Genomic DNA, 23,752 nt, shown 5'->3' on the forward strand with positions numbered 1-23,752 from the left:
CTACTCTTCCGCGGCCTGCGCCGCGCCCGCAGCCTGCCCCGCGCCCGCAGCCTGCCCCGCGCCCGCGGCCTGCCCCGCGCCCGCGCCCGCGCGCTGCACCGGCGCGGCGGCGACCGCGCGCTCCCGCGCTCGCTGCGGGAAGGCCCAGCGCACCGCCCCGGTCACCAGCCAGTCGACCGCCCCCCGGTCGTCGACCTGGATGCCGGGATCGAGGTATACCTGCACCCGTTCGCTGAGCTCTGCTCCGACCTCCAGCACGCTCGTCGACACGACGCGGTGCGCGCCGCGGTGGTCGATCGAGAACGCCTGGTCCGGGCTCACCCAGAACCCGCGCGGCAGCTCGATGATGGCGAATTCCCTTATCGTCGACTTCTGGATGGCGTTCCGCCCCGGGTCACCGCCGAACGACACAGAGTGCTGCAGCTGGGCCCCGAGCCGCGCGGGCCGCGCCACGCGGACGTACGCCTGGACGAGGGGCGCCACCTGGTTCTTTCCCGAGCCGAGCGCGCGCTTCGTCGCCGAGTCGAGGACGAGATCCGTGCCGAGGACCAGCGCGAACCGCGGCGTGCCGACCACGCGGACGAGCGGCCGGATCAGGACGTCGCCGAGCCCCACGTCGCGCTGGCCCTCGATGTCGCCCGCATACGCGAGCGGCAGGTCTGCGCGCAGCGAGAACGTCCTGGTGAAGGCGTAGTCCCCCCGGAGCACCGCCGCGTTGAAGAAGCTGGTCTTGCTTTGCGAGTAATCGTTCCGGAGCTCGAGGAACGTGCTGAAGTTGGCGGCCGCCCTCGGTTGCGTCCGGGGCGCCGCTGCGGCGGGCCGCTCCGGCGCAGCAGGTGGCTGCGCAGGCGGCGCGGGTGGCAGCGACGGCCGCGCGGGCTGTGCGCCCGCGAGCGCCATGGGATCCGCTGGATGCGCAGGATCGGCGCGGGCCGCGGCGGCGCCGGTAGAGGCGCCGCTCAACACGAGGAGCCCGACCGTGCCGAGAGAGGCCACGCGGCGGCGCTGCAGACCCCAGGGCGAGACCGGTCGATCGGCAGGGCGCGCCTGCGCGACGCGATGCGCTTGCATGCCAGGTTCATGGGTGTGTCGCGCGATCTGGCGGCAGTCGGTTCAAGACAGCACTCTGCACCTCGGGCGCGCATGATCCGACGTCCGGTGTTTGCGCACCTCTCCCCCGGCGCTCCAGCATCCTGGCCGCGCCCTCGCCTCCGCGCGCTCCACGCGACGCGCTCGGCGCGCCTCGCTCGACTCGCCCGGCGTCACGCTCGAGTCGCGCTCGAGCGACACATCCGTGCACATCGAGCGCGATGCATCGCCGTTCGAGACACCGCTGGCCGAGCTCCCGGACAGCGCCGGTCCGTGCCGAACATCACGCGGTTCACGTGCGTGTGCTCGAACAAAAAACTGCACGAAATGCCGCAGAAACAAGCGTTCTGTAAAGAAACAACTTGACGCGACGCAGCAGCTCTGTAGGGTAGAAGCATCTACGCCATGCAGAAGCCGATGTGCACCACCAGCGCCCACGCCTCCGGCGACGGGACCCCCGCTGAGAAGGTTGTGCACCACGCTTCGTTGGCGTCCTCGACGACGCGTTCGTTCGTCGTCGTCGAAGGCGGCGTGTCCGTCGGGCTCCTAGCGGGCCTAGCCATTCCTGCGCTCTTCAGCCTAGTTGACGTCGTCGGGCTGATTCGCGTCGGGAACGGTTGCGGGCCGCCGCTCTGAGCTGAAACAGCATGGAGATAGGCCCCCGCACCGAGATGGTCCGGGGGCTTTCGTTTTTTTCGGCCTGAGGGTTCACGGAGAGCAGCCGTCGTCGAAGGAGGATCAGGTGAGCAAGGAACATTCGAGGAAGAATCGGGAGGACGCCTCGATCGAGGCCGTCGACCAGCGCATCGCGGAGCTCGCAGAGCTCGTCGCCGCGGGATGTGGGGGGCCCGTCGCGTCGAGCGCCGTGCGAGAGGAGTTCGAGGCGCTCGTCGACGAGATCCGCGCCCGAGCCAGCGGGGGCGCCGTCCGCGCGCCCCAGCGCTCCTCGACGCACCTCAAGGGCGCGCGCCCGCACGGCGACGCCGCGGAGGCCTCGTTCGAGTTCCATGCTGACCCGCCCTCCGCTCGCTCCAACGTGGACCAGCGCGCCAAGCCGGCGAGCGCACCGAGCAGCTCGCGCGTCGTGTCGCTCGACGACGCGCGCAGGGTGCTCGACGCGATCCGCCGCGAGGAGAGCAGCGGCGGCGGCCCTCGGGAGGATCTGCAGCGCGCGCGCGTCGCCTAAGTAGCTGAGCCTCTGAGAAACGGCAGAACCCCGCGGCCAAGGCGCGCCCATGGGCCCCACCTTCACCCGCGTGACTCGATGGAGTCGGGAATTATGAAACGAACCGGTGCACAGATTATCTGGGAAGTCCTCGTCCGCGAAGGCGTGGACGTGGTCTTTGGCTATCCGGGCGGCGCGATCATGCCCGCCTATGACACGATCCTCGGCTACCCGATCCGCCATGTGCTCGTCCGGCACGAGCAGGGCGCGTCGCACATGGCGGACGGGTACGCCCGCGCCTCGGGCAAGGTCGGCGTTTGCGTCGCCACCTCGGGGCCGGGCGCGACGAACCTCGTCACCGGGATCGCGACTGCGATGCTCGACTCCTCGCCCATCGTCTGTATCACCGGGCAGGTCTCGTCCAAGCTGCTCGGGACCGACGCCTTCCAGGAGACGGACATCACGGGCGTCACCCTGCCCATCACCAAGCACAACTACCTGGTGACCGATGTCCAGGACATCGCTCCCACCCTCCGCGAGGCGTTCTACATCGCGCGCTCGGGCCGCCCGGGCCCCGTGCTCGTGGACATCACCAAGGACGCCCAGCAGGCGTCGATCGATTTCGAGCCGCCGAAGGGCGAGGTCCGGCTGCCCGGCTACCGCCCCTCGCAGCACGCCGTCCAGACGGACATCGAGAAGGCGATCGACCTCATCGACGAGGCCGAGCGGCCGCTCATCCTGGCCGGTCAGGGCATCGTCAGGGCGGAGGCGACGCGCGAGCTCCTCTCCTTCGTGGAGAAGACGGGGATCCCCGTCGCCTCCACGCTGCTCGGCCTCGGGGGCTTCCCGGCGACGCACCCGCTCAGCCTCGGCATGATGGGCATGCACGGCGAGGCGTGGGTGAACAACGCCATCCAGGAGGCCGACCTCCTCATCGCGCTCGGGATGCGCTTCGACGACCGCGTGACCGGCAACCTCAAGACCTACGCCGTGAAGGCGAAGAAGATCCACGTCGAGATCGACCGGTCCGAGATCAACAAGAATGTCAAGGTCGACGTGGGCCTCATCGGCGACGTCCGGGACACGCTCCTGTCGCTCATCCCCGGGTGCAAGCAGCGCAACCGGGGCCCGTGGGTCGAGCGCATCAACCTGCTGAAGGGCGACTCGGCGGTCCGTGACATTCAACAATTGCCGTACAACGATAAATTGTACGCCGCGCACGTGATGCACGACCTCTGGCGGCTCACCGACGGCAAGGCGCTTGTGGTAACCGACGTCGGCCAGCACCAGATGTGGGAAGCGCAGTACTACAAGCACGATCACCCGCGGAAGCTCGTCACCTCCGGCGGGCTCGGCACGATGGGCTTCGCCCTGCCGGCGGCGATCGGCGCGCGCTTCGCGAAGCCGGAGGACGAGATCTGGGTGGTCGTGGGCGACGGCGGCTTCCAGATGACCGCGTGCGAGCTCTCGACCTGCGCGCAGGAGGGGCTCAAGGTCCACGTGGCCGTCATCAACAACGGCTACCTCGGCATGGTGCGGCAGTGGCAGGAGTTCTTCTACAACCGGCGCTACTCGGCCACCCCGATGCGCAGCCCGGATTTCGTGAAGCTCGCCGAGGCCCACGGGCTGACGGGCATCCGCGTCACGAAGCGTGAGGAGATCGCCGGCGCCGTGGAGCGCGCCCGCGCCACGCCGGGCACCGTGGTGGTCGACTTCCGCGTCGAGCAGGAGGATAGCGTCTATCCGATGGTCCCCGCCGGCGCCGACCTGAACGACATGATCCGGCGCCCGAGCCCCATCGTGGAGACCGGGGAGGATCCGTGAACGCGCCCGTAGACCCACGCGCCCAGGGCGCGCGCTCCAGCGTGAGCGTGCGCCCGTCGGACGGGCGGGGCGCGCCCGAGCGCGCCGCGGCTGGAGCCGCGCGCACCACAGACAAGAGGGACTTTCAAGAGGCATCCATGGATCGACCCATCCTGCGCACGTTCATCGCCTACGTCGAAGACCGCCCCGGCGTGCTCAACCGCGTCGCGTCCCTCTTCCGGCGGCGCGCCTACAACATCGAGTCGCTGAGCGTCGGGCGCACCCACATCGCCGGGATCTCGCGCCTGACCCTGGTCCTCGAGGCGGACGAGGACGGGGCGAGGCGCCTGGAGGCGAACCTCTACAAGCTGGTCAACACCCTCTGGGTCCGGGACGTCACCCACACCGCCTCCGTCGCGCGCGACCTCGCGCTCATCAAGGTGAAGGCGGACGCGACGAGCCGGGCGCAGGTGCTCCAGCTCTGCGAGGTGTTCCGCGCGCGCACCGTCGACGTCGCCCCCGAGGCGCTGACCATCGAGATCACCGGGACCGGCGACAAGATCGAGGGCCTGCTCGAGGTGCTCCGCCCATTCGGGATCATCGAGATGGTGCGGACAGGGATGATCGTGATGACCCGCGGCGCCGAGGAGGCCGAGGCCAGGTTCGACTCCATCCCCGTGCGCACGGCCGAGAACGGCGCCTCCTGACGGCGCAAGACGGTGTAAATAGCGCGCGCCAGACGTGAATGACGTGAAGGACGGGAGCCGCGAGGTGCGGGTCCCTGTTGTAAGGAGAGAGAGATGGCTAAGATTTTTTACGATAACGACGCGGATCTTTCGCTCATCCAGAGCAAGAAGGTCGCGATCGTGGGCTACGGCTCCCAGGGGCACGCGCACGCGCTGAACCTGCGCGACAGCGGCGTCACGGTGATCGTCGCCCTGCCCGAGGGCAGCAAGAGCCGGCCCAAGGCGCAGGCCGCGGGGCTGCAGGTGGCCACGGTGTCCGAGGCCGCGAAGGCCGCCGACGTCATCATGATCCTCGCCCCCGACACGTCGCAGGCGCGCATCTACAACGAGCAGATCGCGCCGCACCTCGGCCCGGGCAAGACGCTCATGTTCGCGCACGGGTTCAACATCCGCTTCAACACGATCACGCCCCCCCCGTCGGTCGACGTGTCGATGATCGCCCCGAAGGGCCCTGGGCACCGGTGCGCGAGACGTTCGAGGCCGGCGGCGGCGTCCCCGCCCTCCTCGCCGTCCACCAGGACGCGAGCGGCAAGGCGGAGGCCCAGGCCCTGGCCTACGCGAAGGGCATCGGCGCGTCGCGCGCCGGGGTGCTCCTCACGACGTTCGCGGAGGAGACCGAGACCGACCTCTTCGGCGAGCAGGCGGTGCTCTGCGGCGGCGCGAGCGAGCTCGTGAAGGCAGGGTTCGAGACGCTCGTCAACGCCGGCTACCAGCCGGAGATCGCGTACTTCGAGTGTCTGCACGAGCTCAAGCTCATCGTCGACCTCATGTACCGCGGCGGCCTCAACTACATGCGGTACTCGATCAGCGACACCGCCGAGCACGGCGACTACGTGTCGGGCCCGCGGGTCATCACCGACAAGACGCGCGAGGAGATGAAGCGCATCCTCGGCGAGATCCAGAGCGGCGAGTTCGCGCGCAAGTGGATCGCGGAGAACGAGGCGGGCCGGCCGAAGTTCGAGGCGACGCGTGCGAAGGAGCGGGAGCAGCGGCTCGAGATCGTGGGCGCCAACCTGCGCAAGATGATGCCGTTCATCGATCCCGTCACCATCAAGCCCGGCGACTGAGCCTCTCCACTCGTGGGAGGCGGCGGAGAACACCATGCCTGAGATGATTGCCAATCAAGCGATGCCCCCGTCCGATTACGTCCGCATCTTCGACACGACGCTGCGCGACGGCGAGCAGTCGCCGGGCGCGACGATGACGTCGTCGGAGAAGCTCGAGATCGCGCTCGCGCTGGCGAAGCTCGGCGTCGACGTCATCGAGACGGGCTTCCCCGCCGCCTCCCCCGACGATCTGCTCGCCGTCCAGACGATCGCCGAGCGCGTGGGCGCGGCCGCGGTCCCCGGCCGCCCGGCCGCGAACCCGCCGATCATCTGCGCCCTCGCCCGCGCCACCAAGGTCGACATCGACAAGGCGTGGGAGGGCGTCGCCCGGGCCGCTCACCCGCGGATCCACACCTTCCTCGCCACGAGCGACATCCACCTCAAGCACAAGCTCCGAATGACCCGGGCCGAGGTGCTCGACCGCGTGCGGGCCATGGTCGCGTACGCGCGCGACCTGTGCGCCGACGTGGAGTTCAGCCCCGAGGACGCCGGCCGGAGCGAGCCGGAGTTCCTCTACCAGGTGCTCGAGGCCGCGATCGCCGCCGGGGCCACCACGCTCAACATCCCGGACACGGTCGGGTACACCATCCCGAGCGAGTTCGGCGCGCTCATCGCCGGGATCCGCAAGAACGTGGCGGGGATCGACCGCGCCATCGTCTCGGTCCACTGCCACAACGACCTCGGGCTCGCGACGGCCAACGCGCTGGAGGGCATCCGCGCGGGCGCGCGCCAGGCCGAGGTGACCATCAACGGCATCGGCGAGCGCGCCGGCAACACCGCGCTCGAGGAGATCGTCATGGCGCTCGCGACGCGCCGGGCCGTCTTCGGGCTGCGCACCGGGATCGACACGACCCAGATCGCCACCGTGAGCCGCCTCGTCAGCGCGGCGACCGGCTTCAACGTCCAGCCGAACAAGGCGATCGTCGGCGCCAACGCCTTCGCGCACGAGTCCGGCATCCACCAGGACGGGATGCTGAAGCACCAGGAGACGTACGAGATCATGCGGCCGGAGATGGTCGGGGTGACGCAGACCCGGCTCGTCCTCGGCAAGCACTCGGGCAGGCACGCGCTCCGCAACCGGCTGGAGGAGCTCGGCTACCACCTCGACGAGGCCCAGCTCGCGGCGGCGTTCGCCAGCTTCAAGGCGCTCGCGGACAAGAAGAAGCACGTCACCGATCCCGACATCGAGGCGATCGTCTCGACCACGCGAGCGCAGGCCGACGATCTCTACACGCTCGACGCGCTCCAGGTTGCCTGCGGGACCACCGGCATGCCCACCGCCACGGTCCGCCTGCGCGGGCCGGACGGGACGCTGCACGTCCGCGCCGCGATCGGCACCGGGCCGGTGGACGCCGCCTACAGGGCGATCGACGAGATCGTCCGCGTGCCGAGCAGCCTCCTCGAGTTCTCGGTGCACGCGGTGACCGAGGGCATCGACGCGCTCGGCGAGGTGAGCGTCCGCGTCCGGGCGGACGCGACGTCGAACAAGAGGCACCCGCAGCACGACGCCGCGGCACGGGTCTTCCACGGCCACGGCGCTGACACCGACATCCTGGTGGCCAGCGCGAAGGCATACCTCACCGCCCTGAACCGGCTCCTCGCGACCTACGGCGTCGAGCCCAAGGACGACGCGGCGGCGTCAGAGAGCAACCAGAGCGGCCACGGCGCCGCCGTCGAGACCGCGAGGTAGGGCCGTGCGCCGAGCGCAGGAGGCCCCCCACGAGGGCGATGAGCTCGGCGACCCGATCTCGCTGCACAAGGAAGTCGAACCTTATGAATCCGCCTCATAACGGCGCGGAGCAGGGCGCCCGCCCCTCGGACCGCGTCGACGTCTACGACACAACGCTACGGGACGGTACCCAGCGCGAGGGCATCTCGCTCGCGTGCGAGGACAAGCTGCATATCGCGCGCCACCTCGACGCGTTCGGCCTGGCCTTCATCGAGGGCGGGTGGCCTGGCTCGAACCCGAAGGACGCGCAGTTCTTCGAGCGGGCGAAGGACATCGAGTGGAAGCACGCGAAGATCGCCGCGTTCGGCTCGACGCGCCGGGCCTCGCTGGCCCCCGAGGACGACCCCGGGCTGCGCGCGCTCCTCGCCGCCGGGACGAGCGTCTGCACGATCTTCGGCAAGAGCTCGGTCCAGCACGTGACGGCGGTGCTGCGCACGACGCTCGACGAGAACCTCCGGATGATCGAGGAGACCATCGCCTTCCTGCGCGCGCACGGCCGCCGCGTGATCTACGACGCCGAGCACTTCTTCGACGGGTTCGCGCTCGACAGGTCGTACGCGACCGAGACGCTCCGCGCCGCCGTGCGCGGCGGGGCGGAGGTGGTCACGCTCTGCGACACGAACGGCGGCTCGATGCCCTGGCAGATCGAGGCGGTGGTGGCCGAGATGAAGGCGGCGCTGGGCCACCCGCTCGGGATCCACGCCCACAACGACGGCGAGTGCGCGGTCGCCAACTCGATCGCCGCCGTGCGCGGGGGCGCCCGCCACGTCCAGGGGACGATCAACGGCTACGGCGAGCGCTGCGGGAACGCGAACCTCTGCGCGATCATCCCGAACCTGGAGCTGAAGCTCGGCCTCCGGGCGCTCCCGGACGGCGCGCTCCGCGGCATCACCGAGCTCTCGCACTACGTCGCCGAGGTGGCGAACCTCTCCCCCGACGATCACATGGCCTACGTCGGGCGGAGCGCCTTCGCGCACAAGGGCGGCGTGCACGTCGCGGCGATGCGGCGCGAGCCTGCGTCCTACCAGCACATCGATCCCGCGCTCGTGGGCAACGCGATGCGGACCGTGGTCAGCGAGCTGTCGGGCCGCGGCAACCTCCTCAGCAAGGCCGAGGAGTTCGGGCTCGATGTGCCGACGGGCGCCGAGGTCGAGGTGCTGGAGCAGATCAAGGAGCGCGAGGCGCGCGGCTCGTCGTTCGAGGCGGCCGAGGCGTCCGTCGCGCTCCTGCTCCGCCGGAGCTCGCCGGGCTACAAGCCGCCGTTCCGGCTGCTCGACTTCAAGGTCATCGCGGGCCAGCGCGAGGGCGTCGGCACCTTCGCCGAGGCGATGATCAAGATCGCGGTCGACGACGAGGTGGTGATCACGGCGGCCGAGGGATCCGGCCCCGTGAACGCGCTCGACGGCGCGCTCCGCAAGGCGCTCGCGCCCGTGTTCCCGGCCGTGCGTGACATCCAGCTCGTCGACTACAAGGTGCGCATCCTCGACGGGCGCGACGGCACCTCGGCGACGACGCGCGTGCTCATCAACAGCCGCGACGCCCACCGCGAGTGGAGCACCGTCGGTGCGTCGACCAACATCATCGATGCGTCCTGGCATGCGCTCGCGGACGGGATCGAGTATGGGCTCACGCTCGCAGCGAGAGAGCCGCAGCAGTTCACATCCACGTTGCCTGCCAGCGAGGTCGCATGAAGGCCAATATCGTTCTTTTGCCCGGCGACGGCATCGGCGTCGAAGTGGTCGCCGAAACCCGCGCCACACTCGACGCTGTCGCCGCCCAGTTCGGCCACAGTTTCAGCTACTCGGAGCACCTCATCGGCGGGTGCGCGATCGACGCGACCGGCACGGCGCTGACGCAGGAGACGCTCGACGCGTGCCGCGCGGCGGATGCCGTCCTGCTCGGCGCCGTCGGCGGCCCCAAGTGGGACAACCCGAGCGCGAGCGTCCGCCCCGAGCAGGGGCTGCTCGCCCTGCGCCAGGGGCTCGGCCTGTACGCCAACCTGCGGCCGATCCGCCTGTTCCCGGAGCTCATCCAGGCCTCTCCCCTCAAGGCGGAGCGGCTCGCGGACGTCGACATCCTGGTCGTCCGTGAGCTGACGGGCGGGCTCTACTTCGGCAAGCCGCGCATCCGCGAGGAGGTGAACGGGCGCCGGCGCGCTGTCGACACGCTCGAGTACACGGACGAGGAGATCCAGCGCGTCGTCGAGCTCGCGTTCCGCCTCGCCTCGTCGCGCAGGCGCCTCGTCACGTCCGTCGACAAGGCGAACGTCCTCGAGTCGTCGCGGCTCTGGCGCACGGTGGCGACCGAGGTCGCCGCCCGCCACCCGGAGATCCGCATCGAGCATCAGCTCGTCGACTCGTGCGCGATGCGGCTCATCACCTCGGCCGCGGCGTTCGACGTCATCGTCACCGAGAACATGTTCGGCGACATCCTGACCGACGAGGCCGCCGTGCTCGCCGGCTCGCTTGGGCTCTGTCCGAGCGCGTCGCTGGGCGACGGGACGCGCGGGGTCTACGAGCCGATCCACGGCTCTGCGCCCGACATCGCCGGCAAGGGCATCGCCAACCCGATCGGGACGATCCTGAGCGCCGCGATGCTGCTCCGGCACTCGCTTCGGCTCGACAAGGAGGCGGCCGTGCTCGAGCGCGCGGTGGCGCAGGCCATCGCCGGCGGCGCACGGACGGCGGACCTCGGCGGCAAGCTGTCGACCCAGGGGATGGGCGCCGCGGTCCGCGCGAAGCTCGCGGGCTGAGCGCTCCCTCCAGGCGGCCTCGGGCGATCCCCTCCCCGGGGCTCGCCGCGCGCATCGACGGCGCGCTCGCGCTCTTCGCGCCCCTTCCCTTCGCAGCCATCGACGCGTGGACACAAGGCCCCTTCGCGGGCCGCTCCTGCGCGTTGCTTCCACGTCGTCCAGTCCACCGCGTTTTTTTCGCTCGAATCCATCGGTCTTCGCGCCCGACTATCGACCAGGACGGGACGTGACGCGCCGTCGGCTGGTTCGACGATGGGCCTGACGCTCTCCGGTGCGAACCGCGAGCGCATGTGCTCCGAAGGCGCAGTTGCGGGAATCTCCTCATCACCCTTCCGCTGGAGATCCGGGCGGACGACACGATCGCGCGAGCCTTCATGAAGCCTCGTTCGCCGCGCGCCGCGCCTGCCGCGCCGCGATCGCTCGCGGCAGGCGCCTGGGTGCTCCGCGCCATCCGATCCATCTCCGTTGATCGAGCTGTTCGCGTTCCAGGAACCGCCACCGCAGCCTCATGAGGACAGGGCCTCCCGCGGCCGGTCCTCGCCAGCATCGCAGTCCGGCGCGCTTGCGCTGCTCCGCGCTCGCCAGCGAGAGCGATGACGCTGCGCCCGGCGCGCGGGATCAGCGAAGAGCGCGCGGCCCCACCGGAGGGCGCGGGGGCCGGTGAGCGAGCGCCTCGCGCCCTCGCGGAAGGAGCGCGCGATGCTGCCCTCTCCGCGCGCCGACGGCCTCGCAGAAAGCGTCCATGGTGTCTCAGGTGTCCTTTATGGGGTAATCGACATCACCTCCCGAACACCACACATGATCGTGCGGCGGGGGATTTCAGGTCCCCGCGCGTCAACGCTCGTCGTCATGACGGGCGATGACTCCATTCGACATGGATTGATGTGCACAGGAGAACGGGAACATGAGCCAATTGACGAAGTTCGCATCGCTCATCGCCCTCTCGACGGCCCTCTCTGCGGCAGGTTGCATGGCCGAGGCGACGACGTCGGACGCGCCCACCGACGACGTGATGAGTGAGACCGACGAGGCGAAGCAGGCGTTCCAGGCCGAGACGGATTCCGCTGATCAGGAGTCGAGCGCGAATCCGGCGATGGACGAGAGAGCGACGGACCCCAGCGCAGCAGGCGCCAGCGCGCCGGCCCCCGGCGCGCCCGACGTCGGCGCCGTGGACCCCGGCTCGACGAGCGAGAAGCCCGATGCGGCGCGCTGGTGGGGCGGCGGCTGGGGCTTCCGGCCCGGCTGGGGCTGGGGCGGCGGCTGGGGCTTCCGGCCCGGCTGGGGCTTCCGGCCCGGCTGGGGCTGGGGCGGCGGCTGGGGCTTCCGGCCCGGCTGGGGCTGGGGCGGCGGCTGGGGCTTCCGGCCCGGCTGGGGCTGGGGCGGCTGGGGCGGCGGCTGCGGCGGCTGGAGCGGCTGCGGCTGGTAGCGTGCCGCGCTCGCCATCACGGCTACCCGCATGACGGGGAGCCCTGCTGACGCTCGCTCCGCGCCCCCTGCGGCGCCGCCGCGGCTCGGTCCTCGCCATGGCAAGGCGCCGGCAAGGGGGTCATGAGCGGACGATGAAGCGACGGGCGCCCTGACGGGTCGAGGCTCCCTCACGCGGCCGCGGAGAGAGCCTCGACCGCCACCACGGTGCCCCCGGATCGCCCGCACGGGTCTGCGAGCGGTCCGGGGTACTCCGGGATCAGGCGTCGGCCTCGGCGAGGCTCGGGACGCGGCGTATGAGGAAGCGGGGCCTCATGCAGCACCACCACATGACCCCCATGGAGGTGAGATAGAAAGCGAAGAGGCACATGAGCGACGTCGTCGCCCCGCCCGTCGCCTTGATCGAGGCGCCGACGGGCGATTCGCTTCCCTGTCTTCTCTCAAAACGCATCATCGTCCGGATTCCACTCGGTAATCAAAGTGGGCATCGGTCCTCCCCACCGAGATCGGGGCGCTGCCGCCATGAACCATGGCGAATCGGAGCGGCCGAGGCCCGTTCAACCCACGCTCGACATCGGTCCTCATCTCCTGCATTGAATGATCCAAAATCGCAGCTCCTCGTGCGTTTCCGCGCCGTTTCGATGCGCTACTACCGTGCAGCGTCGATACCGCGCGGTCGCCGGCGCGGCGGAGGCCGCGCGCGCGGCGCGACGGCGCGCTGCCTCTATCGGGCGGAGGCGGTCCGCGTCGAGCCCCCGCGCGCCGTCGTGGGGCGCTCGAGCGGCGCTTCAGGGCGGCCGAGCTTCTCCGCGCGCTCGGTCACCCAGAAGCGCTCCGCGTCGGCCGCCGTCCAGGCAGACTCGTCGAGCAGCGGGAGCAGCGCATCGAACAGCGCGCGCGCGCTCTGGAAACGGTGGCGCGGGTCCTTGGCGAGGCAGCGCAGGACGAGGCGATCGACCGCGCGAGGGACGGCCGGGCCGCGCCGCACCGACGGCGCGTGGGGGGCCTTCGTCATGTGCGCGACGAAGAGCTGCCCCGACGACGAGCCCTCGAACGGCAGCTCCCCGGTGAGCAGGAAGTAGAGCGTGCCCCCGAGCGAGTAGATGTCGCTGCGCGCATCCGCCCGATCACCGCGGCACACCTCCGGCGCCATATAGGCCGGCGTCCCGCAGAGCATACCGCTGTTCGTGAGCTCGGCGTCCCGGCCGCCCTCGACCATCCGCGCGACCCCGAAGTCGAGCAGCTTGAGGAAGTCGTGATCGTCGCCCACGCGGGTGACGAAGAGGTTCTGCGGCTTGATGTCCCGGTGGATGATCCCTGCCTCGTGCGCCTCGATGAGCGAGCGGCAGGCCTGCAGGGCGAAGCGCACGGCGCGCGCCACGGGCATGGGGCCGTAGCTGCGCACGATCGCGGCGAGATCGGCCCCGCGCAGGTGCTCCATGGCGATGTAGTAGATGCCGTCGTCGCTCGCTCCGAAGTCGAAGATCCGGATGGTGTGCGGATCGCTGAGCTTGCTCGCCGCGTGCGCCTCCTGCTCGAAGCGCTTCGGCACCGCCGGGTCCGGCGCGTCCCGCGTCCTCAGGAGCTTGAGGGCGACGTCGCGGTGGAGCGTCTCGTCCCACGCGAGCCAGACCTCGCTCATCCCCCCTTTGCCGATCGGCGCCTCGAGCCGGTACCTCCCCAGCTTGCGCGCCTGATAGACCTGCTGCTGCGCGGCCCACACGACGTGGCTCGACAGCGCCCCGATCACCCCCGAGGCGGGGACGAAGATGTAATGGCTCGCGGCCGTGAGCAGCGTCGTCGGATCGAGCCACGCCGCATGGATCGACGGGGAGAAGATCGCGGCGATGCCCATCGTCGCCGGGAAGGCGAGGAACATCGGCGCGGAGGCGAGGAGCGCCTTGCTGAACGGCGCGGGAACGAGCGCCGTGCGGAGCAGCACGACGATGGAGAGCCCGTGCATGTACGCGCTCGTCAGGCCGCCGAAATCGAGCGCCATCAGCGAGATGAAGATCGCGGCGGTGAGGAACGCGGCCTCGTACCCGAGGAGCACGACGCGCCCCGAGAGCGTCGGGCGCCCCGACAGCCGGTACACGGCCAGGGAGAGCGCCTGCTCGACGACGCGCAGGGCGATGCAGCGCCACACCGGCGCCGCGGGGTACAGCACGGTCGCCATGAACATGTCGACAAGCGTGAACGCGGGCCATATCCAGAGCGCGACCCGGAAAGCGCGGCGGACCGCGCGGCGGACGCTCTCGGTGTCGTGGGCGCCCGTTGCGCTGCGCCGCGTGCCGAGCGGGCGAGTCTCGCGCTCTCTGAGCATGCGCGCCGCGGCCGATCGCTCAGCGCGGAGAGCCTCTCGGAGCAGCGCACGCTTCATGGCAATCTCGAGGGTCGCCAGAGCCACGACGAACGTCAAGCGAGCGTTGTTGGCTTCTCGCGCGGCAGGTTTCCTCGGCCACGACGCCGGGCTGCGATGCCCGCCGTCTCCCACCCCGGATGTCGTACCAACATGACCGTTCGCTGCCCCACATACCGTGTTCGTCCACCCTGCGCACACAAGCCCGCGAGGTCATGAATCCCGTCAGCGCCTCGGGGGAGCGGCGTGACGGGACGCCGAAGCGCGGAGAGGTGACCGGGGCGCCTGGGGTCTCGCTCTCGCCTCGGCCGCCGGCCCGCGGCCCTGGCAGCCGCGGCGCCGCTCGCGCCCCGACGCCGCGGGCTCGAGCTCAGCGGGCCCTTGCGCCTCGTGCCGAGGCGGTCGCCCTGGTCAACCGGCCGGATCCATGCTTGAAAGCTCGCCACCGTGCCGCTGTCGCCCGAAAGCTTTCGCCGGCTGTTCGCAAGCCGCCCCGTCGTCCTCGCGCCCATGGAGGACGTGACGGACGCCGTGTTCCGCCGCGTCGGCCGGGAGCTCGGCGCCGAGCTGTGCGTGACGGAGTTCGTCAACGTCGAGGGGCTGCTGCGCGGGTGCAAGACCGCGCGGCGCAAGCTCGCCCTGGCCGACGGCGATCAGCCGACGGCGATCCAGATCTACGGCGCCAACCCGGAGCGCCTCGCCGAGGCCGCGCGCGTCGCCGAGCAGGCCGGGCCGGCGTTCCTCGATATCAACTGCGGCTGCTGGGTGCCGAAGATCGCCGGTCGAGGCGCGGGCGCGGGCTGGCTCCGCGATCCGGAGGCGATGGTGGCGATGGCCCGCCTCGTGACGCGCTCTGTCGCGCTCCCGGTCACCGTGAAGACGCGCATCGGCTGGGGACCGGAGTCCCATATGCCGATCGTCGACCTCGCGCGCCGCCTCGAGGACGCCGGCGTCGCCGCGCTCACGATCCACTGCCGCACGGCCCAGATGGGGCACAGCGGCGCGGCCGACTGGGGCTGGGCCGCCCGGGCGCGCGAGGTCGTGTCCATCCCCGTCGTGGTGAACGGCGACATCAAGACCGCCGACGACGCGGCCCGCGCCCTCCGCGAGACGGGCTGCGCCGGCGTGATGGTCGGCCGCGCCGCCATCGACCACCCCTGGATCTTCCGCGAGGCCCGGGCCCTCCTCGACGATGGCGTGCACCTCCCGCCGCCGACGGCCGAGGAGCGGCTCGCCCTGTGCCGCGCGCACCTCATCGCGAACACCGAGGCGCGCGGCGAGCCGCACGGCGTGCGCGTGACGCGACGCCACCTGACCGGCTACCTCCGCGGCCTCCCCGGCGCGTCGGCCCTCCGGCGCGAGCTGCTCTTCTGCGACAGCCTGTCGGGGTGCCTCGACATCCTCGACAGCGCCGCGCAGCGGCTCGCGGCCTGAGGCCGCCGCCGCGCGGCAGGCCGGCGGCGGCGCCGCCTACATGCCCACGGGCGTCGCGTCGTCGACCGGGGCGGGCTCGCCGTTCTGCCGCTCGGCGCCCGGCGGTGCGCCCATGGGATCGTGCGGCAGGCTCCCGCGGTGCGAGCGGAGCAGCACGTGAGGCGTCGCCAGGAGAAAGTTGGAGACGCGGGACGTGTAGATGTCCGCCGAACGCTCGATCTGCCGGGCCAGGTGGCTCTTGTCGTTGCCCGTGCGGAGGAGCAGCCCCCACCTCGGGTTCAACGTCTCGGCCGACGCCTTCGCGAGCGGCGCGATCCGCGCGTCGAGCGCCGCGAGGCTCGCCTTGAGCTCGTTCATCTTCACCTGGATCTCGCCCTCCGTCGCCCCGGAGACCGGCCCGTAGCCGGCGCGCATCCGCTGGAGCTCCAGGCGCAGCCTGGCATAGACGCGCTCGGCGTCCTCCTTCTCCCGCATCCAGAGATCGAGGCGCGCCTCGGCCCCGCGCGCCTCCTCGATCGCGACGATCTCGTCCTCGAGCTCCCGGATGATGAGCGCCGTGCGCCACCGCAAGGCGCTCTTCGACACGTGCACATCTCCATAGATGTGATCGCCGATGTAGAGGATCTCGTCGCCGGACAGCCCCAGGTGGTGCTCGACGAGCCCCGCGTTGCCGCCCAGGTAGTGCCCGCCCACGCGCAGCCGGCCGGCCGGGCGCAGGAGGCCGTCCTCCGTGACCACCTCGAAGAGCGGGCTGCGGCTCGAGAAGAACTCCGGCTTTCGCGCGGAGACGATGACCACGTCGAACAGGTCGCGCCACGTCATGCCGCCCGGCAGGAAGCGGTCGAACGCGTAGCTCATCATCGCGCGCGTGTAGACCCACTCCGAGTTCGTGATCAGGACGAGCTTCTTGCCCGCCTCCCTCTGGTCGAGCAGCGTGAGCGGGATCTCCGGATCGAGCAGCACGAACCGGTCCGGATCGCCGATGATCTCGGCCTTCAGCTGCCCCTCCATGTGCGTCGCGTCGAGGCGATCCTTCACACGGCGATAGAGATCGCTGTAGCCGAGCACCTCGGGCAGCCGGCGCTGATCGAGCAGATCGACCAGCTTCGCGTACATGCACCCCTCCGAGAGCGAGAAGAGCGTGTTCAGGAAGACGTAGCGCCCGTCCGCGAGGTCGACGATCGTCCGCGCGTAGGTCGCGCGCTGTGTCTCGAAGTCGATCGGCTTCGTGCCGTGGTAGGCCCGCTTCACGTAGCCGAACCGATTCACCTTGAGCAGATTGCCGAGCTCGGTGTCCAGGATGAGCCCTCGGATCACGAGGTCCGGCTCGAACGTCAGGTCGCCGACCGGCCAGCCCTCGCTCTCCAGAAGGTGCCGGAGGTGCTCATAGGCCCGACGCTCCCACGCCTCCACCCGGTAGTGGATCAGCGTGTAATCCATGTCGTATCCGATCGCCTTGATCGAACGGAGATTCAGCGTCCGGTTGCAGAAGATCCCCCGCTGCTTGGGCGGCGGGGCGGCGAGGCAATCCAGCTTGTCCATGGTGATCGCCCGGAGAGCGGTCGTGAGGCATACCAGGGACCCACGGCGTTGCCCACCCGGAATCACCGTCACCCCGCCGTCAGGCGGCCGCGTTCGGCGTGTCGATGTCGTCGTAGACGTAGACGCGCACGCTCGGCCTCAGCGGCGCCTGAGCCGGCTCTTCCCGCTCTGCCGCCGATCGAGGCTCGTCGTGGGCCGAGGTGATCGCCCGTTCGTCGGCGATCGGCGGGCGTCGCCGCGGTCGTCCGCCTCCCACCCGTCGTCGTCCTCGTCGTCCTCGTCCTCGTCGTCGAACAGGTCGTCGTCGTCCTCGTCGTCGTCCTCGTCGCGCGCCTCGGCCCTGCGCACCTCGAGCCCGAGCATCGTGAGCGCCTGCTCGAGCGTCAGCGCCGTCTTCACGGCCTCGAGCTCGACCCCCATGGCCTGGAGCGTCATCGCTATCTCGGGGCTCAGCCCGGACAGGATGGTCGGTGTGCCCATGAGCCGCGCGGCGGAGGCAAGGTTCGAGAGCACCGCGCACAGGTGGCTATCCATGATCCAGACGGCCGTGAGATCGATGACCAGCCCCTTCGCGCCGCTCTCGTGGATGGCCCGCAGCACCTCGGTGTTCAGCTGCTCCGCGAGGTCATCGGTCACGTCCCCCTGGATGGGCACCAGGATCCGGTCCCACAGGTTGATGATCGGAAGGCGCTTGAGCTCCATGGTCATCCTAAGGTTCGATGTCGGCGATCAAGACCGTTGAGTCATCGTGCGAGCGCCGGTGTCGGCTCATGAGGGCGCGGCAGGCATCCGCGGCCTTCATTCCACGAAACAGCGATAGATCGAAGCGAGGGGAGACCCCGTCGGTGAACACGACGAGACGGTCGCCCCGCGCGAGCTGCGCATCGAAGATCCGGACCTTGCTGAGCGATGCGCCGAGGATGCCCGGGCTCTGGAGCCACTGGACGCGCGTGCCGTGCGACATCAGCTCGACGTTGCCGATGCCGCAGCCCTGGAGCCGCCCCTCCCGGAAGCGACAGATCATGCCGGCGGCGCCGCGGGTGCCGCGGAGCCGCACGTGGAGGCGATCGATGAGGGCGCGGACGTCCTCGCCGCTCGGCGCGTCCGCGAGCGCCTTGAGCGCGACGTTCGCCGCGGCCGCTGCGTGCTCGCCGTGGCCGAGGGCGTCGATGACCGCGAAGAGGACGCCGTCCTCCCCGGCCCGCACGAACGCGGCGTCGCCGCTCACGAGCTCTCCGTCCTTGGGGAGGATCGCGTACTCCACGGAGAGCTTCACAGGTGGACCTCGATCTCCACCCGCGTGCCCTTCGGCCCCGAGTCGATATGAAAGCGATCGGCCAGCCGCTTGACCCCGATGATGCCGCGCCCCATACCGGTCTTGCTCTTGTAGCGCCCGGCGAGGATCTCCTGCAGGTTCTGGATGCCTGCGCCCTCATCCACGGCGACGATGAGGAAGCGGACCGGGCTGTCGCGCTGCACCGCGAGCTCGATCGTCCCGCCAGGGGTATAGTGGACGATATTTCGCGCGAGCTCGCTGACGATGGTCGCGACCTTGTGCGACGTGAAGCTCTTTGCGCCGGCCGCATCGCAAACGGCCTTCGCGCTCAGGCGGGCCTCGCTGATGTCGGCCTCGACGTTGATGACCATGACCTTCGAGCGCCGCGAAGGCCGATCGCCGCCAATCGCCGAAATTTCCGACCTGAGCCGACCGAGCCGCGTTGGATCGACATAGAGACGGGCTCGGCGCTCGATGCTCGGAAGGATGTCGGGGAGGTCCTCGAGCGAGAACTCCTCGGGCTGGATCTCCGCCTCCCGCATGGCCCGGAGCAGGACTCCCTCTGCGTTCATCGCCGAGAGATAGCCGAGCAGGACGTTGAGAATCTGTTCGTGCGCGGGAGTCATCCGGAAAGCGCCTGGACCGGCAGGGTACCGGGGCCCTGGGTCCGCGTCGAGTACGCGGCGATGGCATCGCCGGGTTCGCCAGCTGTGACGCGGAAACCGCCGGGCTCCGGCCGGTCAGCGCCAGCAGGGCTCGGTCGGCCCGTCGTCTGCATCGCGCAGGGCGTCGCCTGGCCCGTGCCCGCGCCGACCAGACGGTCTACGGCCGGCTTGAACCCATGCGCGGCCGGCTCCAGGCAACGTGCGGCCGGATCCAAGCAACGCTCGTGCCTGGCTGGCCGTTCCACCGATGTCGCTCAGGCCGGGTAGTACGACGTCTGGCCTTGACGCAGCTCCTCGGTGATCTTGTTCTCCGCGAGGAGTTTCTTGAGCGGCTCCTGGAGCTCCGCTGCGGGGGTCCCCATCGCCAGCGCAAGGTCGTCGATCCCTTGCCCAGGCTCGATCTCCACATGGGCGAGCAGCGCCTCGGCGATCTCGTCCCCGGAGCTCCCGGACGGCAGGCTCACCGGGCTCGCCGGAGCGGCCTGTTCGGCGGCTTTCAGGGGGGCCACGGCGGCGGGCGCCGGGGTACGCGCGGCGCGTGCCTTCGGCGGAGCGACGGCCGGCCGCGCACCACCTCCGGTCGTCCGCGGCGCGGCCGCCTTCTTGCGCGGCGCAGCGCGCGTTGGCGTCTTGGGCGACGGGGCGCTGCGCGGAGGTGCGGCCGGGCGGCTCGGCGCCGGAGCGCGCTCGGCCTTGCGGACCGGCTTGGCGGGAGTCGCGGCCGGCCCGGTCGATATCCCTGCGGCGCTGATGTCGACTTGCAGGTACTGCGCAGCGGCCCGGAGAACGTCCTTACGGACCAGCGCTCTCATGCCCTCCAGGAACTCGGCCACGGAAGCACGAATCTCATTCTCGATCTCGACATCGGATATCACGCAGCCGCCGTCTCATGAATCCCCCGGAATGTCAACGTCTTCCACGCACAGTGGCCCGCACAGGCCGGAGAAACAAGGCGTTCCTGCGCCGGTCGGCGCTCGGGACCGGGCGCCGGATCCCTCGCTGGGGCCGCGCGCGTCCGCTGTGAATTTGCCGTTTTATCAAATGAATTGCTGGCAAGATCTGAAACGCATCGACAGATCATGTCGGGACCCTCCGTCCGCACGCATGAGCCTCGCGTCCGGGCAGAGGTCGACTCGCCGCTCGCGGCTGCGCCAGGGGGGCGGACCTACGGGTGTGCTCAAGCAGCCTTGACAGCGCGGAGCGACGCGCGGCGCAACGGGCGGAGCTGCGACGCCGCAAAAGCCGCGCCGAGGGCGAGCCCGCGGAGCGTCAGCCGCATGTGGAGGACGTCGAGATACCCCTCGCGGTGCAGGGCGGTGATCGCCCGGCGGACGTCGGTCCGGCGCACCTGAAGGGCCGTGGTCAATGTGTCGAGGGTCACCGTCTTGCCCTCGCTCTGGAGGGCAACCAGCGTCCGGAGAAGATGCGGAGCGAGGTCCTTGTTGGTCATGGTGCACACCGTAACCGCCGCCTGAACGGCCGTACAGTTTGTGACGACGTTTTCTCCGAGCCGGCTGCGGGGAGCGCTGGAGACGCCCCGAAGACAGCCGTCGTCTGTGGTAGGTCCTTCCCGTGCGCGCCGACGACTCACCTCCTCAAGCCGTGATCCTCGCCGGCGGGCTCGGCACCCGGATGCGCCCCCGGACGGAGCGCACCCCGAAATTCCTGCTGCCCGTGGCCGGGCGGCCGTTCGGGGCGTGGCTCCTCGAGCGTCTCGCCGCAGCGGGCTTCGCCGAGGTGGTCCTCTGCGTGGGTCACCTCGGCGACGCCATCCGACAGGCGATGGGCGACCGGTTCGCGGGCCTGCCGCTCCATTATGCCGACGACGGCCCCGATCTCCTGGGCACGGCCGGCGCGCTGCGCCGCGCGCTGCCCCAGCTGGCCCCTGTGTTCCTCATGACGTACGGCGACTCCTACCTCCCTTTCGACTACCTGGCCCCGCTCCGGGACCTCTGCACACACCCCGGCGCGCTCGGCACGATGGCCGTGTACCGGAACGAGGGTCGGTTCGACGCGTCGAACGCCGCGATATCGGGCGACCTGGTGGTGCGTTACGAGAAGCGGCGCGCGGGCGCGCGGCCCGACCCTGCGCTCGACCACATCGATTACGGCGCGACCGCGCTCCGCCGCGAGGTCATCGAGGCGCTGCCGGCCGACGCGCCGCTCGGCTTCGAGGTGGTGCATCGCGACCTCGCGGCGCGCGGCCGCCTCCGGGCGCTCGCGGTCGCGGCGCGCTTCTACGAGATCGGCTCGGAGCAGGGCCTCCGCGATCTCGAGGCCGCGCTCGCGACCGCGGCCGCGACGGAGGCGCGGGGATGATCGTCTCTCGCGCCCCGGTCCGCTTCTCCCTCGGCGGCGGTGGGACCGATCTGCCCGCGTACTCCGGCCGCTTCGGCGGCTACCTCGTGTCGGCCGCCATCGACAAGTACATCTACGTGACGGCCAACAAGCGCTTCCACCGGGACATCCGCCTCGCGTACTCCAAGACCGAGATCGTCCCCTCGGTCGACGCGATCGAGCACCCGATCTTCCGGGAAGCGCTCCGGATGCTGGGAATCGAGCACTCGATCGAGCTCACGAGCGTCGCGGATCTCCCCGCGAACTCGGGCCTCGGCTCGTCGAGCTCGTTCACGGTCGCCCTCCTCAACGCCCTGCACGCGTACAAGCGCGACTTCGTGTCGTCCGAGCAGCTCGCCCGTGAGGCCTGCTCCATCGAGATCGAGCGCCTCGGAGAGCCGATCGGCAAGCAGGACCAGTACATCGCCGCTTACGGCAACGTCACGGCGTTCACGTTCTCTCCGGACGGCTCGGTGCACGTCGAGCCCGTCCCAGTCCGCGACGAGGTGCTGGACGAGCTCGAGAGCAACCTGCTCATCGTGTGGAGCGGCGTCGAAAGGCCGGCCAGGATCGTGCTCTCGGAGCAGGGCCGGCGGCTGCAAGACCTGGAGCCCGAGGTGGTCGAGCGGATGCACCGCATCAAGGAGATCGGCCGCGACGTGCATCGCATCCTCGTCACGGGCAGGCTCGACGACTACGGCGAGCTCCTGCACGCCCACTGGACCCAGAAGCGTAAGCTCGCGTCCAAGATGACCGACGAGGTCCTCGACGAGATCTACGAGATCGCTCGAGGCGCGGGGGCGCTCGGCGGCAAGCTGATGGGGGCCGGCGGCGGCGGCTTCTTCATGTTCTACGTCCGGCCGGCGGAGCGGCGCCGGGTGCTGGAGGCGCTCGCCGCGAAGGGCCTGCGCGTCCTGCGCTTCCGCTTCGATCTCGACGGCGCGCGCATCGTCGCGAACCTGCACCGATCGTGAGCGGGCGCGCCGGCGCGCCCCCTCCTGCTGGGCATTTCAGCGGGACTCTGGCTATAGATCGGCCATGCCTCAGAGCACGCACGACTTCGTCGAAAAGTACCTCCGCGAGACGTCCGAGATCGCCCTCGCGACGAGCCCCGACGACATGGCTCGCGTCATCGAGATCCTCTTCGATGCGTACAGGAGCGATCGCACCATCTACACGTGCGGCAACGGCGGCTCGGCGGCCAACGCGAGCCACCTCGCCTGCGACATCGCCAAGTTCACGTGGGTCGACGGCAAGCGGCGCTTCAAGTGCACCTCGCTCTGCGACAACGCGGCGCTCCTCAGCGCCCTAACCAACGACGTCGGCTTCAACCGGATCTTCCTCGAGCAGCTCGACGGCCGCGTGGTCGCGGGCGACGTGCTCGTGTGCCTGAGCGTGCACGGCGGCTCGGGCGCCGATCGCGCCGGCCCGTGGTCGCAGAACCTCGTCGCCGCCGCGGATTTCGCGAAGAAGGCGGGGGCCAAGGTGGTCGCGCTCGTCGGCTACGACGGCGGCGCCCTGCGCCAGATGGCCGACGCCAGCGTGATCGTGCCGAGGACGCGGGCGGGCTACACGTCAACGCCGCACGTGGAGGGCTTCCACGAGGTTTACCACCACCTCATCTGCGAGCGGCTCCTCCAGCTCGTGGCCGAGAGCTGAGCGCCGCGTGGCGAGGCGCGGGATCCTGCTCGACCGCGACGGCACGCTCATCGACGTGGTGCGCGATCCCGAGCTCGGCGTCGTCGTGACGGCGTTTCATCCGGATCAGATCCGCGTCCTCCCCGGCGCGATCGAGGGGCTGCGGCGCCTCGCGGGCGCGGGGTTCCTTCTGGCGATCGCGACCAACCAGCCGGGCGCGGCGAAGGGCCAGGTCCCGTGGGGGGCGATCGAGCGCACGAACCGCGCGCTCGTCGATCGGCTCCGCGAGGCCGGCGTCGCGATCGCGGCGCTCGCGGTGTGCCCGCACCACCCCGAGGGCGGGCCAGGCGGCGATCCGGCGCTCATCGGCCCGTGCGATTGCAGGAAGCCGAAGCCGGGCATGCTCACGGCGCTCGCGCGCGATCTCGATCTCGACACCGCGGCGAGCTGGATGATCGGCGACGCGCCGAGCGACGTGGCGGCCGCGCGCGCGGCGGGCATGCGGGCGGGCCTCATCATGGATGGACGCCGCTGCGAGCTGTGCCCGCTCCGCGGCGAGGCCGATCTCCCCTGCCCCGATCGCGCGGCGCCGCGCCTCGATCTCCTGGCCGCCGAGATCCTCGCCGAGCCGCGCGGCTAGCGGGCTCTTGCGCGCCACGCCGCGCCGCGCCGCCCGATAGCCCGCG

At 70.6% G+C, this 23,752-nt stretch carries 21 protein-coding genes and 1 pseudogene; 14 read left to right on the forward strand and 8 right to left on the reverse strand.

All coding sequences use genetic code 11. The features are described 5' to 3' along the window. Positions 1-1,071 (reverse strand): hypothetical protein, encoded by a 1,071-nt coding sequence (locus POL72_RS29760; protein ID WP_272099443.1) that lies wholly within the window; start codon positions 1,069-1,071, stop codon positions 1-3. A 423-nt stretch (positions 1,072-1,494) separates the two neighbouring features. On the opposite strand from POL72_RS29760, the gene POL72_RS29765 reads away from it, so the two are divergent. From POL72_RS29765 to POL72_RS29805, 9 genes and pseudogenes are all read left to right on the forward strand, one after another. Continuing rightward, complete coding sequence (locus POL72_RS29765; RefSeq protein WP_272099445.1) at positions 1,495-1,725, forward strand: hypothetical protein; 231 nt, start codon at positions 1,495-1,497, stop codon at positions 1,723-1,725. A gap of 106 nt (positions 1,726-1,831) precedes the next feature. Continuing rightward, entirely contained in the window at positions 1,832-2,275 is a 444-nt protein-coding gene (locus tag POL72_RS29770; RefSeq protein ID WP_272099447.1) for a hypothetical protein, read from the forward strand. A 93-nt stretch (positions 2,276-2,368) separates the two neighbouring features. Then, positions 2,369-4,078, forward strand: a complete 1,710-nt coding sequence (gene ilvB / locus POL72_RS29775; protein ID WP_272099449.1) for a biosynthetic-type acetolactate synthase large subunit — start codon at positions 2,369-2,371, stop codon at positions 4,076-4,078. A gap of 137 nt (positions 4,079-4,215) precedes the next feature. Further along, entirely contained in the window at positions 4,216-4,764 is a 549-nt protein-coding gene (gene ilvN / locus POL72_RS29780) for an acetolactate synthase small subunit (protein ID WP_012236361.1), read from the forward strand. Between the two features lie 174 nt (positions 4,765-4,938). Next, a pseudogene (ilvC, locus tag POL72_RS29785) lies at positions 4,939-5,870 on the forward strand (ketol-acid reductoisomerase); the annotation flags it as partial. Between the two features lie 34 nt (positions 5,871-5,904). Continuing rightward, positions 5,905-7,599, forward strand: a complete 1,695-nt coding sequence (locus POL72_RS29790; protein ID WP_272099452.1) for a 2-isopropylmalate synthase — start codon at positions 5,905-5,907, stop codon at positions 7,597-7,599. Positions 7,600-7,682: 83 nt separating this feature from the next. Continuing rightward, a complete protein-coding gene (cimA, locus tag POL72_RS29795; RefSeq protein ID WP_272099454.1) occupies positions 7,683-9,329 on the forward strand; it encodes a citramalate synthase in 1,647 nt (548 codons plus the stop codon). Then, positions 9,326-10,390, forward strand: coding sequence for a 3-isopropylmalate dehydrogenase (gene leuB / locus POL72_RS29800; protein ID WP_272099456.1), 1,065 nt, complete (start codon positions 9,326-9,328; stop codon positions 10,388-10,390). The genes cimA and leuB overlap by 4 nt, the downstream gene beginning before the upstream one ends. Before the next feature lie 904 nt (positions 10,391-11,294). Continuing rightward, positions 11,295-11,816: a hypothetical protein gene (locus tag POL72_RS29805; protein WP_272099457.1), complete on the forward strand. Its 522-nt coding sequence runs from the start codon at positions 11,295-11,297 to the stop codon at positions 11,814-11,816. Positions 11,817-12,539: 723 nt separating this feature from the next. Here POL72_RS29805 and POL72_RS29810 read toward each other — a convergent pair. Beyond that, positions 12,540-14,138 (reverse strand): serine/threonine-protein kinase, encoded by a 1,599-nt coding sequence (locus POL72_RS29810; RefSeq protein WP_272099459.1) that lies wholly within the window; start codon positions 14,136-14,138, stop codon positions 12,540-12,542. A gap of 483 nt (positions 14,139-14,621) precedes the next feature. Here POL72_RS29810 and dusB point away from each other — a divergent pair, with 483 nt between their 5' ends. Next, positions 14,622-15,608, forward strand: a complete 987-nt coding sequence (dusB, locus tag POL72_RS29815) for a tRNA dihydrouridine synthase DusB (RefSeq protein WP_272099462.1) — start codon at positions 14,622-14,624, stop codon at positions 15,606-15,608. A 36-nt stretch (positions 15,609-15,644) separates the two neighbouring features. On the opposite strand, the gene POL72_RS29820 is transcribed toward dusB, so the two are convergent. From POL72_RS29820 to POL72_RS29845, 6 genes are all read right to left on the reverse strand, one after another. After that, positions 15,645-17,150 (reverse strand): HAD-IG family 5'-nucleotidase, encoded by a 1,506-nt coding sequence (locus POL72_RS29820; protein ID WP_272099464.1) that lies wholly within the window; start codon positions 17,148-17,150, stop codon positions 15,645-15,647. Positions 17,151-17,288: 138 nt separating this feature from the next. After that, a complete protein-coding gene (locus POL72_RS29825; protein ID WP_272099466.1) occupies positions 17,289-17,852 on the reverse strand; it encodes an STAS domain-containing protein in 564 nt (187 codons plus the stop codon). 7 nt (positions 17,853-17,859) lie between these two features. Then, the gene (locus POL72_RS29830; RefSeq protein WP_272099468.1) at positions 17,860-18,426 is read right to left on the reverse strand and encodes a SpoIIE family protein phosphatase; all 567 of its coding nucleotides are present in this window, start codon (positions 18,424-18,426) and stop codon (positions 17,860-17,862) included. Then, positions 18,423-19,052: an ATP-binding protein gene (locus tag POL72_RS29835; RefSeq protein ID WP_272099470.1), complete on the reverse strand. Its 630-nt coding sequence runs from the start codon at positions 19,050-19,052 to the stop codon at positions 18,423-18,425. The genes POL72_RS29830 and POL72_RS29835 overlap by 4 nt, the downstream gene beginning before the upstream one ends. Before the next feature lie 293 nt (positions 19,053-19,345). Continuing rightward, complete coding sequence (locus tag POL72_RS29840) at positions 19,346-19,924, reverse strand: hypothetical protein (RefSeq protein ID WP_272099472.1); 579 nt, start codon at positions 19,922-19,924, stop codon at positions 19,346-19,348. A gap of 344 nt (positions 19,925-20,268) precedes the next feature. Further along, positions 20,269-20,541, reverse strand: a complete 273-nt coding sequence (locus POL72_RS29845) for a hypothetical protein (RefSeq protein WP_272099474.1) — start codon at positions 20,539-20,541, stop codon at positions 20,269-20,271. 122 nt (positions 20,542-20,663) lie between these two features. Here POL72_RS29845 and POL72_RS29850 point away from each other — a divergent pair, with 122 nt between their 5' ends. From POL72_RS29850 to POL72_RS29865, 4 genes are all read left to right on the forward strand, one after another. After that, positions 20,664-21,410, forward strand: coding sequence for a nucleotidyltransferase family protein (locus tag POL72_RS29850; RefSeq protein WP_272099475.1), 747 nt, complete (start codon positions 20,664-20,666; stop codon positions 21,408-21,410). Next, entirely contained in the window at positions 21,407-22,402 is a 996-nt protein-coding gene (locus POL72_RS29855) for a GHMP family kinase ATP-binding protein (protein ID WP_272099477.1), read from the forward strand. The genes POL72_RS29850 and POL72_RS29855 overlap by 4 nt, the downstream gene beginning before the upstream one ends. A 64-nt stretch (positions 22,403-22,466) precedes the next feature. Next, positions 22,467-23,087, forward strand: coding sequence for a D-sedoheptulose-7-phosphate isomerase (locus POL72_RS29860; RefSeq protein WP_272099478.1), 621 nt, complete (start codon positions 22,467-22,469; stop codon positions 23,085-23,087). A gap of 7 nt (positions 23,088-23,094) precedes the next feature. Next, positions 23,095-23,706, forward strand: coding sequence for a D-glycero-alpha-D-manno-heptose-1,7-bisphosphate 7-phosphatase (locus tag POL72_RS29865; protein WP_272099480.1), 612 nt, complete (start codon positions 23,095-23,097; stop codon positions 23,704-23,706). The last annotated feature ends 46 nt before the right edge of the window (positions 23,707-23,752 follow it).

Source organism: Sorangium aterium (genome assembly GCF_028368935.1).
In the GTDB taxonomy this organism is placed as follows: Bacteria; Myxococcota_A; Polyangia; order Polyangiales; family Polyangiaceae; genus Sorangium; species Sorangium atrum.